This window comes from Klebsiella sp. Ech2A (assembly GCF_030078455.1).
Lineage (GTDB): Bacteria > Pseudomonadota > Gammaproteobacteria > Enterobacterales > Enterobacteriaceae > Klebsiella > Klebsiella terrigena.
Genome location: NZ_JAQGFU010000024.1, coordinates 23,345 through 40,075, shown reverse-complemented (window position 1 = coordinate 40,075; position 16,731 = coordinate 23,345). Strand labels below are relative to the sequence as shown.

Genomic DNA, 16,731 nt, shown 5'->3' with positions numbered 1-16,731 from the left:
CCTGCCGGGCCATCTTCCCGCGCTGCTGGCGGGCTGCGCGGTGATGGCGGTCGTCACCCTGCTGGGCGGCCACGTCGCGACCATCGGCTCTCAGTTCCACTACACGCTCGCCGACGGCAGCCAGGGAAGCGGCATTCCGCAGCTGCTGCCGCAGCTGGTGCTGCCCTGGGATATGCCGGGCTCTGATTTCACCCTCAGTTGGGCCTCGCTGCAGGCGCTGCTGCCGGCGGCATTCTCCATGGCCATGCTCGGCGCCATTGAGTCGCTGCTGTGCGCGGTGGTGCTGGATGGTATGACCGGCACCAAGCATAAGGCGAACAGCGAGCTGATCGGTCAGGGTCTGGGCAATATCGTCGCGCCTTTCTTCGGCGGCATTACCGCGACCGCGGCGATTGCCCGCTCGGCGGCCAACGTGCGCGCCGGTGCGACCTCGCCGGTTTCTGCGGTGATCCATGCGCTGCTGGTGATTATGGCGCTGCTGATCCTCGCCCCGCTGCTCTCCTGGCTGCCACTGTCGGCGATGGCGGCGCTGCTGCTGATGGTGGCGTGGAATATGAGCGAAGCGCACAAGGTAGTGAATTTGCTGCGCTATGCGCCAAAGGACGACATCGTGGTCATGCTGATGTGCATGTCGCTGACGGTGCTGTTTGATATGGTCATCGCGATCAGCGTCGGCATCGTACTGGCTTCGCTGCTGTTTATGCGCCGTATCGCCCGCATGACGCGCCTGGCCCCGGTCAACGTCGACGTGCCCGACGACGTGCTGGTGCTGCGGGTTATCGGCCCGCTGTTCTTCGCCGCCGCCGAGGGGCTATTTAACGATCTGGAAACGCGTATTGAGGGTAAGCGGATCGTGGTGCTGAAATGGGATGCGGTGCCGGTGCTGGATGCCGGTGGCCTGGATGCCTTCCAGCGCTTCGTGAAAAAGCTGCCGGAAGGCTGCGAGCTGCGGGTGTCTAATCTTGAGTTTCAGCCGCTGCGTACCCTGGCACGCGCCGGCGTTCAGCCCATTGCCGGACGCCTGAGCTTCTACCCCGATCGCAACGCCGCGCTGGCGGATATTTAACTAGCGGGATGCGGGCGTTCGCGCCTGCATCATCACCCCTATAGCCTGCTGGAGCCAGCCGAGCACCGGCGGCGTCATCCACGTCCCCTTCATCAGATGCGGTTCGCACTCCATCGCGTGGCGAAACTTTTGCTGGGTCTGCGGGCTGGTTCCGGCATACGACTGGAACAGCTCCAGCCACTGCCGCGCCAGCTTTTGCCCGGCCTCGGATGCCGGATCGGTCTGCTCAGCGCAGGCCTGATGCAGCGCCGATACCAGCCCCGGCCACTCCATTAGCCGATCGAAATAGTGCTCACGGGTAAACGCCAACTCCTCGGCGTTGAGATAGCGCGCCCAGATCGCCAGCTTGCTTTGCGCAAAGGCGTGGGTAATGTAGTCCACAATCTCGGGCGTAATGCCGGTTTGCGCGCGCATTTGCGGTTCCGTCGCGTGCATCTCATTGAGCCGGGTGAGAAATTCCGGTCGCCCGGCGGTATCAAGCTCCAGGCGCTCCATCCAGCGGGTGGCCAGCGCCATCGCCGACGGCGAGTCAGGCGGGCAGCTCTCCTGCATCAGCCGCTGCGCGTCAATAACCAGCGCCTGCCAGATTTGATTGCGCTGTTCATCCTGCTCGGCGAACGGCAGCGTTTGTAACTCCTGCGGACTAAACCAACGATCGTACATTTTCATAAGCTCCAGGGTCTGTAGCCAGGACTCCAGATCGGGTTCACGGCCGCTACCCAGTTCGTCGCGGAGCAGCACCAGCCTTTCGCGCAGCGTTGAGATAGTGCGTAGCTGCGTATCGAGGGTGGTAATTTGCTGCACCAGCAGATCGGATAACGAAAGCGAACCGCAATCGAGATGCTCCTTAATAGCCGCGAGCTCCAGCCCGGCCTGTGCCAGCGCCTTAATCATATGCAGCCGCTGAACGGCCGCCAGATCGTATAGCCGATAACCCGCCGCGCTTCTGGCCGAAGGCGTCAGCAGCCCGGTTTGTTCATAGTGATGTAGCGTACGGACGGTCATTCCGGCGCGTTTCGCCAGTTCCCCCACCTGAATTAACATGACTGCTCCTTTTGTCTGCCAGTGGCGTTACTCTGCTGCCTGACGTTACGTCAGGGTCAAGCAAAGAGTTTATCAGCAGGGGCAACAATATCAGCGGGGCGGCCATTGCGGGAGTAAAATAAGCGGGAGTAATATAGTCAGCCAGCCGTCAGGACGAAGGCTGGCTGCAGAGCGGATACGTTGACAAAATTGCACCCGTCTGGCGACGGGTGCAGATAACGGACTGACCTAGCTGTGGCGGTGCTGGTCACGACGGCAGCGTTTGTCGTAGTGGCGCACCCACCAGTATCTGTCGCCGACCTGTTCATGGCCGCCAATACGCGCGCCGGCAAGCCAGAGAACGGCGCCGACGAAGATGCTGAGAATTGCGCCGTGCGCGAAAAACTGCGGCAGGTCAAGCTGCGGGAGCTGGTTTAAAATGGAGTAGCCGACGCCAACAACCATGACGACCAACCCTAAACCCATCAGTACATTACCGAGTAACGAAGCGTTTCTGCGTTTCATATGTCACCTCCGGAACCTTGGGTTGCCTGAGAATATCCTCAGAACTTATAGGTCTAGTATAGACAACGGGCAGAAGATTGATTGCGTTGGCGATCACAATAGCGAACATCAAACCAACAAAAGTTTACAAATAACCTACTGAACAACATCAAATTCTAATGGTTCACCGGCGAAATTATCGTGTCGATAGCGCTGCGCTGGCAGAATTTTGTCAAGCGCGCTCGCAGACAGTACACTACGCGCCAGAGAACGACCCATGCAGGATATAAAAGTGACGATAAAACTGATTGTCGGCCTGGCTAACCCCGGTGCGGAATACGCGGCGACACGCCATAACGCGGGCGCCTGGTATGTAGACCTCCTGGCCGACCGCCACCGCGCCCCGCTGCGCGAAGAGAGCAAATTCTACGGCTACACCTCACGGATTAACTTTGCCGGCGAGGATGTGCGCCTGCTGGTGCCGACCACCTTTATGAACCTCAGCGGTAAAGCCGTGGCGGCGATGGCCACCTTTTACCGGATTAATCCCGACGAGATTCTGGTCGCGCACGATGAGCTGGATTTACCGCCAGGCGTGGCGAAATTTAAGCTCGGCGGCGGCCACGGCGGGCATAACGGCCTGAAAGATATCATCAGCAAACTGGGCAATAACCCGAACTTTCACCGCTTACGCGTCGGGATCGGCCATCCGGGCGATAAAAACAAGGTTGTCGGTTTTGTGTTAGGTAAACCGCCGCTTAGCGAGCAGAAACTGATAGACGAAGCCGTTGATGAAGCCGCGCGCTGCACGGAAGTCTGGCTGAAAGAGGGACTGACCAAAGCTACCAACCGTTTACACGCATTTAAAGCGCAATAACCGGCCGACGTGCGGAATTTTTGCCGCACACCGTGTATAATAGGCGAAGCTATTTACTTTTCTACAATCTGTTCAATGTAACAGGTTGATTATCCAAAGATTAAGGTGATTTAAATCATGGGATTCAAATGCGGTATCGTCGGTTTGCCCAACGTCGGCAAGTCCACCCTGTTCAATGCGCTCACCAAAGCGGGTATTGAAGCGGCCAACTTCCCCTTCTGTACTATTGAGCCGAACACCGGTGTCGTACCGATGCCCGATCCGCGTCTGGATAAGCTGGCCGAAATCGTTAAACCGCAGCGCATCCTGCCGACTACCATGGAATTCGTCGACATCGCGGGCCTGGTAAAAGGCGCATCCAAAGGCGAAGGCCTGGGCAACCAGTTCCTGACCAACATTCGTGAAACCGAAGCTATCGGCCACGTTGTTCGCTGCTTTGAAAACGACAACATCATCCACGTTAACAACAAAGTGGACCCGGCTGACGATATCGACGTTATCAATACCGAGCTGGCGCTGTCCGATCTTGACACCTGCGAACGCGCCATTCACCGCGTACAGAAAAGGGCAAAAGGCGGCGATAAAGACGCGAAAGCTGAACTGGTCGCACTGGAAAAATGCCTGCCGCAGCTCGAAAACGCCGGCATGCTGCGCGCGCTGGCGCTGACGGACGAAGATAAAGCCGCCATCAAATACCTGAGCTTCCTGACCCTGAAGCCAACCATGTACATCGCCAACGTCAACGAAGACGGCTTCGAGAACAACCCGTACCTCGATAAAGTCCGCGAAATCGCTGCCGCCGAAGGCTCAGTAGTGGTTGCCGTGTGCGCCGCCGTTGAATCCGATATTGCGGAACTTGACGACGCTGACCGCGATGAGTTCATGGCCGAACTGGGCATCGAAGAGCCGGGCCTGAACCGCGTTATCCGCGCCGGCTACGAGCTGCTGAACCTGCAGACCTACTTCACCGCCGGGGTTAAAGAAGTCCGCGCGTGGACCATCCCTGTCGGCGCAACCGCACCGCAGGCGGCGGGTAAAATCCACACCGACTTCGAAAAAGGCTTTATCCGCGCTCAGACTATCGCCTATGAAGACTTTATCACCTACAAAGGCGAACAGGGTGCGAAAGAAGCCGGTAAGATGCGCGCCGAAGGCAAAGACTACATCGTTAAAGATGGCGACGTCATGAACTTCCTGTTCAACGTCTAAATAGCTTCAGCTAGCTTATGAGGCTTCACGGAGCCTCAGAAAAACAGCATAAAAAAGCCACGCGGTTGCGTGGCTTTTTTATCGCTGTAGATGAGTACTATTCGCCGCGGGTTAGCGCCGAGTATCGGATGATGAGCTGCTGCAGGTGCTGCTCCACCTCCAGTTTCTGCGCCTGCGGGATCATCCCAGGCTCTTGCCGTTCAGCGATCTGCCGGAGCTGCTCCTCCACCGGCACCGACCGATTAAATGCCTGAATGGCTGCAAACACCTGCGATTTCAGCTCGCTGACCGTCAGGTATCTCCCCTTTTGCCCATCCAGCGCGTTAAGCTGCTCGCTCAGACTCTGGAGCCTGTGCATGCCCTGATGCCAGCCCACCAGCGAATCATCGGGCGTCCCATTCAGGGCAAGCTTTTGCCGCCACTGAGTACCCAACTCTTCAGTTTCGGGAAGACCCGGCCACAGTGCATAAGCCTGGTTTATCAGATCCTGACCATAGCGAAGATGCCAGTCAGGCGGGAGGACAGAAAGCGCCTCTAACCTCACCGAGGCATCCTTCAACCAGCCGGCGGCTGAGCCAGAAGAGCTGAACGTCTCGCCTGCCGCCGCGCCGGGCAGCCAGGGTAGCGGCTGCTGGCTGCTGTCGGGCTGTTGACCCGCTGGATCCGAGCGAGCCAGATAGTGCCCGCCGATAAAGACTGCGGCACTCAACGCAAAGGCCGTCAGCATCCCGCAGGCGAATAGGCCGACCCGCTTTGGCGCAGGCGCCGTTTTGTGGATCCTGTTAACGGCGACAGCGACGGTAGAACCCGGCGGGATTGCATCGGGCCGCCGGGGCTCCGGTGTTGATTCGTTCAATCCGATCGGCGGAACCTGCACGGCAGGAAGAGTAATGGCTGCAGCGGATAATTGTGGCTCTGGCGCATTTTCCACGCGCGTCAGCGCGCTGCACACCTGCTGCACCAGCGGCTCTATCTGGCTTATCTGCAGCAGTTCCTGGCGGGCAAGGATGCTGCTCAGGAAATCAAGCGTCGACTCCAGCTGCAGGAGCTGATGATAATCCTCATGGCTCAGGGTAAAGGTGCGGAACACTTTCTGCAGCCGCTGAAACAGCCCTGAGAGAATTTCAGCCCGCGGGTGGCTGGCCCGCGGCCAGTATTGCGCCCACTGGCGGCTGAGCATCGTGGCAACGATCTTCAGACCTTCGTTCATGCCCTCCACGCGTGCCAGATGGCTGCGCGCCAGGGTGTACCAGGCCCCTGTCTGCAGCTCAATCCCGTTTTTATCAAACAGCGCCAGCGACAATTTCTCCACCCGCTCCCAGTGAATATCAGGCCTGGCGGGATGCGTCTGCTTGCTCATTTCATCGCGAAGGGTGATGAAGTCAGGGAACGGGCGCGGATCGCCGCCCGTGCGAATATCTCGGGGTTCTGTGCTTTTCATAATGGATTCATCCGTGGATTGTCAGGCAGAGATTGGCGATTTGCTCCGGGAGCTGGCGGTCAGTCGTCCCGAGAAAGATATCGTGCCGGCCTGCCCGGCATCCCTACATGCGGGGATTTCTGTCGAAATAATGCTGTTGCTTTAGGTGGCGAATGAATATCCGACCCTCGGGCATAAACTCGGTACCATAGCGCACCAGCCCCACCCCTTTCAGCTCCGCATCGATCGCATAGCGCAGCTCACCGGGGATCGCCTGCTCAAGGAGAATAACGCTAATGCTTTTCAGCCGCGGTTCATATTTGAGCAAAACGGCCGACAGCGTCCCCATAAGCTCATGGGCGGTGCCGGGCATACCCTGCAGGATTTTGGTCATATCCGGCAGGCCGTAGTCCGGCAGATGCGCCAGCGTACCGGCGCGGCAGTTGAGAATGCGCTGCATGTTGTCCAGCACGGACAGGATCGCCTGGTCCTGCTCGTTGACGCGGTTGAGGTCGAGGCCGCCGGTGAAGTTGCCGTAGAGAATTTCATATAATGAGGGGGTATTGTGTCCCTGTGACATTAATCATCCTTAACGGGCTGTAGCCTCAGATGGTTGTTTCCGGCTTCCAGGATACGCGGTTTATCGGGATCGAGATCTTCACGTTCGATGACCAGCTTCCAGGTGTTATTCACCATATCCGGATGACGGAACAGCCCGACAACGGCCACAAACTGCGCATCGGCTTCCATTGGCATATCGAGATTCGCATCACCACCCGGCTTCAAGACCACATCACGCGTGGCCAGCAAATCAGCGCTCAGTTGGGTATCGCCCTCTTTCAGCAGCTGCTGATATACCGTTTTGTCGAAGGTATTGCGTTCCTTAAGCTGATACACCCGCACCACCAGCGGCTCAGACAGCGAATTGCTCTCACGTGCATCGGTATTCAGCGCCTCGCGCGCTATAAAATCGAGATGCAGAACTTTAATTTTCTTGTAAAAAATGGCGCTAAAGGCCGATTTAGTCCCCTCAGTGACGCTCTGCGTCACCCCACAGCCCGTCAGGCTGACCGCCACCAGCGGCAGCAGCCAGCAGGCGATTTTAGTCGAACTTGTACGTAACACATCGGTTTCCTTGTTGTGGTATAGCGGGGTTCATGCCGCTGTAGTAACCCAGTTCCGTCGTAAAGGTCTGCGGGATATCGTCCAGGAACACGCGATCTTCAGCTCCCAGCACGCCATTCATGCCAAGCCAGAAATGACCCTCACCGAGCGGAGGGGCAGCCAACAAGCGAGTCAACGTGGTTAGGGTTATTTTTGCCTTAAAGCGCCAGCCCAGATAGACCCTTAGCATCACCAGAAAATCCGAATACAGCAGACCATCCGGCTTCCAGCCCTGCGCTTCCTGCCGGTTATCCGTTGAAAGCGCAATCAGCAGCTGGCTGCTGGCATCCATCGCCTCGTCGCCAAGCGGTGTATTGCCGTCCAGGAGAAAATCCTGCTCGCCGCAAAACCCCATGGGCTGGCTGATTTCCACCGGCCGCAGACAATACGGACTCACCCGCACCGTTGTCTCAGGTGCCAGCAGGCTCACCAGCGCCTGCATCCCCTCCTGAGTTTTTCCGGGCTGGCGTAACACGCCGAGCAGAGCCAGAAAGCGCGACACCGGGGTGGCGATATGCTCTGCGGTTCCGGGGATCCCCAGCCCCACCAGCCCCAACAGCGACTGCGAAATATTGTCGCCTCCTCCGGGCTCGAACGTGGCAGGCCAGGAGTACTTCCGCCAGATGCGATAAAACTGGGTCAGGATGCGGTGGCTGAAGATATCCAAAAAGCTCTGGAGTGCCTCATGTCCCTCCCGGAGCTGAGCGATATCATCGAGATAAGCGGTCGGCAGCGGTGAATCGACGCCGTACATCCCCATAAAGGTGGTACGAATGACCGCTGGTTTGCCGTCATCGTCTTCGTCGTATTCGACGGCTTTCAGTTCGCTGACCGGAAATCCCATTCCCGGATGAGGGGCAAAGCGTACCGGGTCATCGGCTGGATGGCTGGTTGAGCCCATTAGCGGTTTACCCGGATGGCGCTTTTCCAGCAGCTGGCAGAAACGGTAAAAGTTAATACGCTGAAGATCTGCCTCCAGCTGAAGGGTCAGCCGAGAATGCGGCGATTGTGCTTCTCTTCCCATTCCAGGCGTTCTCCGGTCGGTTGCAGGATGATAATCAGGCGATTAAACAGATAGATATCGGTATAAAGCGCAAAGAAGCGGCTCAGCATCTCGCCAAAAAGGCAGATATCCCCTCTTCCGGCAAAGCCGTGGCTATCGAGCATGACGTCAATCTGCACGCCGCGTACCAGGTAGCCCTGCTCAAAACGCTCGGTTTCGCTGTGCTTCACATCGATAATGGCCTCCAGACGGCGCCGGTTCATCTCGCTGTCTGTCCACTCATACAGCGCCAGGGTACCGCGTAGCACCTCTGCGTTATCCATCATCGAGAGAAAACCGCTGCCAAGATGGCTTAGCACACGCCAGTGAAAGCGATCCCTATCCGGTGGATAGCAAGGCAGCGTCGGCGCACACAGGTTGCGAACAGCGATGCTGACTGAGGTGGTTTTCACCACCGTATCAAGCACGGTGCTTTGCAGGGCCCGACGAGGTAGCTGACCGTTGGTGCCGGTGAGCGTCAGGGACAGGCTTTCATCTATCGGCACGGTATGGGTATCAAACGCTTCGCCACCAAGAATTAGCCAGGTGTTATGCAGACCGGACGGTCCGCGGCGTAGGCGGGTGTGATAGTAGTATTCCGGCGCTTCATGGCGCATCATCCCGCCCTTGTGGCGAAAGCTCGAGAATGGGACGTAGGTATGCTGGCTTGATGACATCACCGAATCCACGGCGTAAATCTCGGTATGACCATCCTGTACCCGCATCGGGCGCAGCATGTATTCCGTCTGCAACGAGTTGAGCGTCAGCGGATCGGATTCCAGTGGAAACAGGTTAATTACCGGTACGCAGTTCAGCCGCAGATGCTTCCCGGTAAAGCTGAAGTCATGCTCCCAGCGCTCAGCCAGCACCACGTCGATTTCAAACCAGGGGAGCTCAGCCGGGAACGCGACGGTCTCCAGCCCACGCAGACCGGTGAACATAAATTTCTCGCGAAAGGTAAAGTACTCCAGCAGCAGCTGGTAGCCGCTGAAACTACTGCTGCCCTTCGGCCAGAGGGTATCATCATCACCGAACCCGAGCGCGGTGAAATACCCGTCCAGCGGTTTTCTTTCCACATCACCGGGCATCCGCAGCCATAGCCTGGCCACATTCATGGTGAAGGCTTCGTGCATGGCGCAGGCCAGAGGCGCGTCGGCATTGAAGTAAAGCGGAACATGGCTGAGATCGATACGGCTCCAGTCCGCCAGCTTGCTGCAGCTAAAGCGCAGTGTGACAACCGAGCGGCCATCAGAATCGGTCGCCAGGCTGACGCGATCCAGCGAGAGGGGCTGAAGGTCTATCGCTTTCGTAGTGGAATAACGACAGCGCGTCCCCTTCTCACCGATCGGCCGGGAATGTACCTCAAAGCCTTTGTCGATACGCATCTGCTCCTTCATTTCGCCCCAGTCGGGGGTGAACTCCACCACCGACATCGACGGTATGGTACGCAGGTAATGCGGCCACAGCAGGCTGACCAGCCCTTCGGTCAATTCTGGCAGGTCGTCATCGAGCTTCTCGCGCAATCGACCCATCAGGAAGGCAAAGCCTTCAAACAGGCGCTCGACGAACGGGTCGCGCGCGCCCGCTTTATCCAAATTGAGCATTGCCGCCTGCTCAGGATGAGCACGGGCAAATTCTTCCCCGGCTTCCAGCAGGTAGCGCATTTCAGCGTCATAATAACGCAGAGTTAAGTCGTCCATAGATTCGTCTTAATTAATGTTTGTTTACCGGATAGCGAAACAATAAGTTCTAAAAAGGCACCTGAAACCTAATAGCTTCGTATTTACTGAGTTATCGACATCTTTGCCAGCACGACGTTGATACAAACTAATATTGATACCGAAACAATTTTATATTGTTTAAACACAACCCTCCGGGAGCATTTCCAAAACCACCCGCCAGTCTTTTTAGTATTATCTAAATGCCAATGTTTTTATCTTGAGGAGGAAATAATTGTTCAGGCATATTATCCAAAGTATCAAGTATATTATTTGAATATCACAGTCTCTGCATATGCCCCATATTTATGGAGCAGTTCAAATATTATTTTATGCGCGTAATATCATCCATTGCAGAGTACAACTGCCCGAGCAGGATCCAGTGAGATAAGCCCGGATAGCAGAGCGTCCATTTCAGACTGCAGGCGCGTTTTATCTGCTTCACTGCGCCCGACTCTACCCCGCAACAACTTTAACCTGCGGGCTTTTACTTCGAACATTAGCTCTGGCGTCCACTGCTCAAGCGTCAGTCCCCTGGCGCTACCGTCGAGTTCGCCCAACAGATGCAGTGCCATTTCGTGTTTACCGTACTGTTCACTCACCCGGGCCATCAACAGGCGCATCAGCCACTGGTCCCGGGCGGAGGTATAACCCGGCTGAACCTGCAGCCAGTTGAGCGCGGCTTCAATACCTTCACCGTCTGCTTTCGCCAACACTTCAGGCTCCAGCGTTAGCACATCATCGCCTCCAGCAACCGCGGCTGATACCGGCTCATCTTTCCATCCGGGCATATCGTCGAGCACGCTTTCGCTTATCCAGCTCAGCGTTGCTTCATCGGCGAAAGGAGTGCCGTCGCTGAAAGCCAGTACTTCCAGCCCCGGGAGGCGGGCCAGTAAGCCCTTAAGATCGCGGCACAGGATGTCTGCACGTACAGTGTCGTTATCCAGTTTCGCCAGCGCCTGCCATGCATACCATTGCACGTCCAGCCAAAGGTGGTTGACACCCTGCGCCAGTAAAGTGTCCGTATGCTCCAGCAGTTCAGACCAGCTTTTCTGCAGGTACAGGCGCTTGAGGTGCACTTTGTTGTCTGGCTTCGGTGGCACCAGGCGGGTGCGCCCGGACGCATCCAGCGGCGGAAGTTCCATTAGCGTGTCCCAGCGTACGCACTTCAGCAGATGATGCCCGGCCAGCCAGCCTCCCGGCCGATCGCGAAGATATTGCGCCAGCACTTTGGCCTGATCGAGCAAATCTCGTCCCGAGGTGACGGTGTTCATCACCGGCGCTGACGCGGCAATCGTGCTCTCTTCCCGGCTGGTTTGTGGCACCAGACTGTTCGCTCCGCCGCTTTGTACCAGTCGGTTATCCAGAGCCTGATACAGGCTCGTCCATTCTGGCCGGGTTTTCTCATCAAACGTCTGAAACGTCCGTTCAGCCAGCAACAGCGCAGCGGTAATGCGCTGCATGATAGACATATCAACCTCAGGGTACAGGCACAGGCTGTTTGTCACACGGCTGCTGCCCAGCCATTCCAGGGCAGCCTTACGGCTGCGATCGCGAAGAGGATGCAATCGGCTGCCAAACCGCTCCAGCATCGAGGCCATCAGCTCAAGTCCCTGCGTAAACCCAAGCTCGCCATCCTGATGCAGACGTGCCCAAACGTAGAAAGTGATGACACGTAAATCCTTACTGGTGCCGGTCAGCAGCCTTTCCGCCAGTTGGCAAATCAGACCGGTATCAGTATCGGAAAGTTTGTTGATCTCTTCACGGATACGCTGAAAATCATCGTCGTATCCGGGATCCACTCCGGTTGGCTCATTGTCGCCAATCGGCTTCAGCCAGCGCTCCCAGTCAGCGCTGCGCGACCGAGCACTGCTCAAGAGCGTCTTTTCATCGGCGCAGCAGGCCTGTAGTACACTTTGTAATGTCGTCATTATTCCATTCCATCTATGGCTGAACTCTCCGAACTTGCCAGAGCCTGAAAGGTCGCAGAGGCATCCACGCTGAATATCTGCTCCGGCAGGCTGAAGTTGCGTAACGCCAGAAGCGCCAGCGGACCATTACCCAGCTGGGAGCGCAGTACCCATTGCAGAGTGCGGCCGTCCGGGGCGGTAAAACTCATCATCCACTGACTGCGGTCGAGCCGCTGACGTTTACTCTGATCCAGCCAGCGAATAAAGCCCCAGCTGCCGCTATAATCGCCGAACAGACGCGCTCCCGCGCTGGTAGAAGTCCACGTCAGCATGGTTCCGGGTTTGAAGGTGTCCCCGGGCCAGCGGAAAGAGTGCCACTCGGCCATCTGGTTGAAGTAGTGCAATTTCTGCCCGTCAATGGTCAGCCGGGTTTCCACCACCTGAGATACGGGTCGTGCCTGCAGTTCAAAACTTATTCCCTGGCTACCGTCGGTAAACAGAATGTCTGACAGCTGGCTAAGCTGGTTGACCGCCCGCAGAAACGCCGGATTGAACGTCAGCCCCTGGCTGTGCGCCGTATCCGGCACCCACTGGCTACCCTCTTTGTGCAGCACGCCGTTAAGTTCGGTGGTCAGGAACCGCTCGATGCGTCCGCTGTCCTTGCGGATAAATTCAGCCAGCATCGGCAACGAGGCATCGCTTTTGCTGACCGCAAACGGGAAGCGACCATCAAAGGCCGTATGCCAGTTCGCCACAACAGAGCGGCTCCAGCGATCGTTAAGGCTGGCGGCTGAGGGCTGCAGGACCGTTTCCCATGCCTGGGTCAGCGGTTGTACAAACATCGTGCTGCCAAATCCGCTCCACTCCTCGCCGAGGCTTGCGGAAATCAGGCTGCCGTACTGCTGAGTGTCAGTCAGGTCCACGCTTTTGCCCTGGAAAACCGTCTGAGCAAGGGTCTGCATCATCTCCTGCGGATCGGTAGCGCTCGCCACCTGTTGCAGACGTAAACGCACTCGGGTAATTCGCGTGAGATAAGTTTGCAGGCTCAGGGTGCTGTCGGCCGACATCACATTGCCGCCTTTGCTTTTGCCCATCAGCGTCAGCAGCGGGCCAAAGGTTTCATCCAGTGGTCCCTGTGGGCCTGATGCAGACTGGTCAATTACGGGCTTGTCTTTCCCGCTCATCAGGTCTTTAGCGGATTTGATGATAGAGTCCGAAAGGCCTTCGCTCCGCGCTCCGGTTTGCCCCTGCCAGGCGATTGTGTTCATTAAGGCAATCAGCGGTGACTGGCGCACATCACTCATCAGCGTCAGCTGGTCGGTGACGTCGGCAATGTTGTTTGCAGGATTCCAGTGGAGACTGTTGAAGAAGTTCAGCCAGCTGCTGGCAAAGTCGGTGAAATAGCGCCGGGTCAGACGCGCTTTCAGCGCTTCCGGCGACAGGTCGGCCGAGACAGTCTTGCGGGAATCGCTCAGCACCCAGTCGATTTCATCGCGACGGGAACTGGCCGCCTTCTCGATGGCCTGTTGAATGCCCCCTTCCCATGCCTGACGGGTGAACATCCCCGGCACCACTTCATCAGTGGTAAACAGACGGCGGGCATCGGTACCGCTGGTCATCTCTTCCAGAGAAACATCGGCAAAATTACGACGCACCGATTTGAGCATGTTTTCATACAGCGTGCTTTCGGCGTTGCGCCGTCCAATCTGCTGCAGCAGCACCTGACGGCTCTGGCCGATCAGCTGCGCATCCGGCGTGATTTTCCACGGTGGCTGCTGTGGCAGTTCAGTTATGTAGAATGCCCACAGGTCCGGGGACAGACTCTGCCACAGGCCGGTGGAGATGCCTGTTCGCGTCGGCTGCACGGCTTTCATGGTCTGCGCGTAGAACGCGCCATCGGCTTTATCCGGGCGGGCCATCATCAGCCAGGCTTTAAGCTGGTTATAGCCCGGTTTCGCCAGCTGAGCACGCCGGTCGCTGTTAGGCGCTGAGTTAGCCAGCACGGTGAGCTTTTGCGTCAGGGCCTCATTCGCCGGATCGCGTATCAGGCGATTATTTACCACGCCATACCACGGCAGCATCGCGTCGAGTAGCTGCTGGTTATGGTCCAGACCAAAGCGCTGATACCAGGGCGTCCCCTCCCGGACATGACGCAGCAGGCGACCGGCGTCATTGCGCAGGGTGTGCAGAGCCGTCAGCTGGTGATCCGATACCGAGGGATGCTCCACAAGAGCATGAGTCTGCTGCGCAACAGAGACTGTCTGCTGGCGGTTGACTGTAAACGACAGCAGCGTTCCCGCCCCCCAAACGCCGATGATGGCCATCAGCGTCCAGGCGAGCGTCTGCTCCCACGCCATACCGACACGGCGGCCACGCACGCGGGTACAGTCATCCACAATGCCCTGCCAGGTTAACGGCAGGGTCAGCGCATGGCGCTGTGACTCAGGGATAAATGTCTCAGCACCGGCTGTTCCCTCTGACGTATCGACAGGTTTATACCCTGGCAGACTGAACACCAGGCCACGCAGCGGAACGCGCTGCTGGGAAGCTGCCAGCCATGGCGCCAGTTGCAGAGCCCAGCGAGCGATACCACCGTCTTTAAGGTCCTGGGCCAGGCGCAGCAGGAAGTCGTGACTGTTGTTTTCCGCGATCTGGCTCACTCCCTGCGTTCGCAGGGACGGCAGCATCAGCTTAAGCTGACGGACAATATCATCAGCTTTTGCACGCAGCGGGAACGTTGCCCCGACCGCCTGCTCAGTGCGCGTTGTCTGCGCCCATTTGCTGTCACACAGCCGCCACAGCCAGACAGGTGCTGAGTAATGCAGCAATTCACTGATTTTTTCCAGCCCGCGAAGGTCGCTGTCACTGATTTGCGGGGTCAGGTTAAGCGACTGAGGCATGACCCGGACAATCCCGTCCAGTGGACGCCCACGGCGCAGTTTACGCAGCGCGGTGTATTTTTCCTTATCGGGCTCAGCAGTCAGACTGCCGCCGTAAATCAGAACGGTACGGTTGCCTTCAAGCCACTGCTGCTGTTGCAGGCCAGGAATCAGTTTTTCAATCGCGGATTCGTCGCCCGTCACCAGCAGCAGGTGGACTTTGTGGCGCCATAAAAGCCTATATCGGACTCGGAGATATTTTTTAAGGCTGGGCAAAAACGGAACGGTATCCCTACCCTCAACGGAGAGAGACTCCAGCTTTTCGCCAGGTTCCTGTGGCTTGTAGACGGCCTGATTTCTTCTCTGTTTCCATCGCCACCAGACAGGTGAACCAATCAGGCCAAAAAGCAAGACGGCAGACACGCCTCCCCAGATTGTCCAGATTTTCTGAGTTGAAATCCCAATGCTGTTCAAACTGTCCAGGTTGATAAAAATTAAAAAAGCACTTACTCCCGCCAGACCAATAATCAGGAGGAAAAATCCCCATGAGCCATAACGTGCGTTTGGTATTATTTTTTGTTCAATCATGGGTAAAGCTCCCTGGTAACCAAGCAAAGTGTTCCTGTTTGCTGCGTCGTCTGATTAACCAGCAGCTGATCTTTACCTGTTTTGCTGGCAGCTGCGGCCAGCATGACTAAAGAAAGTGGTAAAGCCATCTCCCCTGGAGGCCCAAAAGAAAGATCGATCGAATGCAGCGGTCTTTTTTCCGGCAGAGACCACTGATGGACTGTTGCATACTGCATGATTTCTGCGGCAGCTTTTTCAACCGTTCCCTGCAGCCAAACGTATTCCAGACTCTCTTTATCAGGCTGGACATATTCGAATAACATATCTAACTCTTTAATAAGTTTCCCTTCCTCCAGCGGCATCATCCGAGTCATGCCGGCGATAACAGGTAGTGAATGCTGGTGAGCAAAGCTGGGGGAAGCGATAAGCTGAGCAGAAATAAACTCGCTTGACTGCCCTACGCCTGAAGCAGGCCAATCCTGAAGACAAAGAATTAATATCAAACCGTCGGAACTCTTTACGTTGAAGAGAGACTCCACTATTTCTCTGAAATAACCTGAAGTGGGTATAAGATCCCATTGCTGAGAAATCGACTCTTTACAATGCTCATCAAATTTCCCTGGAGATTGAAAAACATAAATAGAATTAAGAAAATAACGATAACCTGGGTGCTGAATTTCCAAGTCACGGTCTATTTTTTTCATTAAATCTGGAAAACTATATGGCGAATTGAATAACGGACGGGCTTTTTTAGGATATGTAGGCACCTTATCCAGCTCACCCAATAGCGCCTCCATTCCCTTCTCTTCCGGGGAAAATAAAACATTACCAACTACGGCTAGCTGCCTTCGACTCCAGCTGCGCCAGTTAGCTTTAGTTCGTTCCGTTTCGAGGTTCCATGCCCGGCTGGCTACGACAGACTGCTCATAGCGGTTTAAAATTACCCCGAATAAACATAACCAAACCAACAATGCTGGCAGGGCACCGTAGAAGAAAACTTTAGCGTAAGTTGCCATATTCCAGATCCATACGCTGGAAATAGCGCCTGTAATTAACATCAATATTAATACTACCATCCAGAGCCAATACTTCGGTTCAGGAAATGATTTTTGCTCAGGAATATCAGGTATAGACCATGCCATAGTAAAGCTCGATACTTGCTGTATTGTATTTAAAACCCAAAAAGCGAAGTAAATGTAAGAATCATTAGCAATGTTCTTTGTTACTTAATCGCCACCGATGTCCGTTAATGAGTCGAATAACTTAATAATCCATGAATAATTTTAGGATAGTAGGCTTAGCATTTCATGTTTCAGAATCGACCATTTTTCCCTGTAGGTTATTTTAAGAGT

Annotated in this window: 13 protein-coding genes; 3 read left to right on the top strand and 10 right to left on the bottom strand. The window is 56.1% G+C overall.

Annotation, left to right across the window (positions count from 1 at the left end):
* On the top strand, nt 1–1,066 hold a 1,066-nt coding region (locus PFH44_RS07845), incomplete at its 5' end, for a SulP family inorganic anion transporter (protein WP_283824739.1).
* On the opposite strand, the gene PFH44_RS07840 is transcribed toward PFH44_RS07845, so the two are convergent.
* The gene (locus tag PFH44_RS07840; RefSeq protein WP_045858989.1) at nt 1,067–2,110 is read right to left on the bottom strand and encodes a MerR family transcriptional regulator; all 1,044 of its coding nucleotides are present in this window, start codon (nt 2,108–2,110) and stop codon (nt 1,067–1,069) included. It abuts the gene before it with no gap.
* A 228-nt stretch (nt 2,111–2,338) separates the two neighbouring features.
* Nucleotides 2,339–2,614 (bottom strand): stress-induced protein YchH, encoded by a 276-nt coding sequence (gene ychH, locus PFH44_RS07835; RefSeq protein ID WP_045858992.1) that lies wholly within the window; start codon nt 2,612–2,614, stop codon nt 2,339–2,341.
* 271 nt (nt 2,615–2,885) lie between these two features.
* On the opposite strand from ychH, the gene pth reads away from it, so the two are divergent.
* Together pth and ychF are read left to right on the top strand one after the other, a co-directional pair.
* On the top strand, nt 2,886–3,470 hold the full coding sequence (gene pth / locus PFH44_RS07830) for an aminoacyl-tRNA hydrolase (RefSeq protein ID WP_041147674.1): 585 nt from the start codon (nt 2,886–2,888) through the stop codon (nt 3,468–3,470).
* A gap of 117 nt (nt 3,471–3,587) precedes the next feature.
* Nucleotides 3,588–4,679, top strand: a complete 1,092-nt coding sequence (gene ychF, locus PFH44_RS07825; RefSeq protein WP_041146109.1) for a redox-regulated ATPase YchF — start codon at nt 3,588–3,590, stop codon at nt 4,677–4,679.
* Nucleotides 4,680–4,776: 97 nt separating this feature from the next.
* On the opposite strand, the gene PFH44_RS07820 is transcribed toward ychF, so the two are convergent.
* The 8 genes from PFH44_RS07820 to PFH44_RS07785 all read right to left on the bottom strand — a co-directional run bounded on the left by PFH44_RS07820 (nt 4,777) and on the right by PFH44_RS07785 (nt 16,521).
* Nucleotides 4,777–6,120: a VasL domain-containing protein gene (locus PFH44_RS07820; RefSeq protein WP_283824738.1), complete on the bottom strand. Its 1,344-nt coding sequence runs from the start codon at nt 6,118–6,120 to the stop codon at nt 4,777–4,779.
* 103 nt (nt 6,121–6,223) lie between these two features.
* Nucleotides 6,224–6,679, bottom strand: coding sequence for a type VI secretion system baseplate subunit TssE (gene tssE / locus PFH44_RS07815; protein ID WP_045858996.1), 456 nt, complete (start codon nt 6,677–6,679; stop codon nt 6,224–6,226).
* Nucleotides 6,679–7,224 carry a type VI secretion system lipoprotein TssJ gene (gene tssJ / locus PFH44_RS07810; protein ID WP_283824737.1) on the bottom strand — a complete coding sequence of 182 codons (546 nt, stop codon included), beginning with the start codon at nt 7,222–7,224 and terminating at the stop codon, nt 6,679–6,681. The genes tssE and tssJ overlap by 1 nt, the downstream gene beginning before the upstream one ends.
* The gene (gene tssG, locus PFH44_RS07805) at nt 7,202–8,287 is read right to left on the bottom strand and encodes a type VI secretion system baseplate subunit TssG (RefSeq protein ID WP_045859000.1); all 1,086 of its coding nucleotides are present in this window, start codon (nt 8,285–8,287) and stop codon (nt 7,202–7,204) included. Before tssG ends, tssJ begins: the two co-directional genes overlap by 23 nt.
* The gene (gene tssF, locus PFH44_RS07800; protein WP_283824736.1) at nt 8,251–10,005 is read right to left on the bottom strand and encodes a type VI secretion system baseplate subunit TssF; all 1,755 of its coding nucleotides are present in this window, start codon (nt 10,003–10,005) and stop codon (nt 8,251–8,253) included. Before tssF ends, tssG begins: the two co-directional genes overlap by 37 nt.
* Before the next feature lie 362 nt (nt 10,006–10,367).
* The gene (gene tssA, locus PFH44_RS07795) at nt 10,368–11,954 is read right to left on the bottom strand and encodes a type VI secretion system protein TssA (RefSeq protein ID WP_283824735.1); all 1,587 of its coding nucleotides are present in this window, start codon (nt 11,952–11,954) and stop codon (nt 10,368–10,370) included.
* A complete protein-coding gene (locus PFH44_RS07790; protein ID WP_283824734.1) occupies nt 11,954–15,400 on the bottom strand; it encodes an ImcF-related family protein in 3,447 nt (1,148 codons plus the stop codon). Before PFH44_RS07790 ends, tssA begins: the two co-directional genes overlap by 1 nt.
* On the bottom strand, nt 15,397–16,521 hold the full coding sequence (locus PFH44_RS07785) for a hypothetical protein (RefSeq protein WP_283824733.1): 1,125 nt from the start codon (nt 16,519–16,521) through the stop codon (nt 15,397–15,399). The genes PFH44_RS07790 and PFH44_RS07785 overlap by 4 nt, the downstream gene beginning before the upstream one ends.
* Between the last annotated feature and the right edge of the window lie 210 nt (nt 16,522–16,731).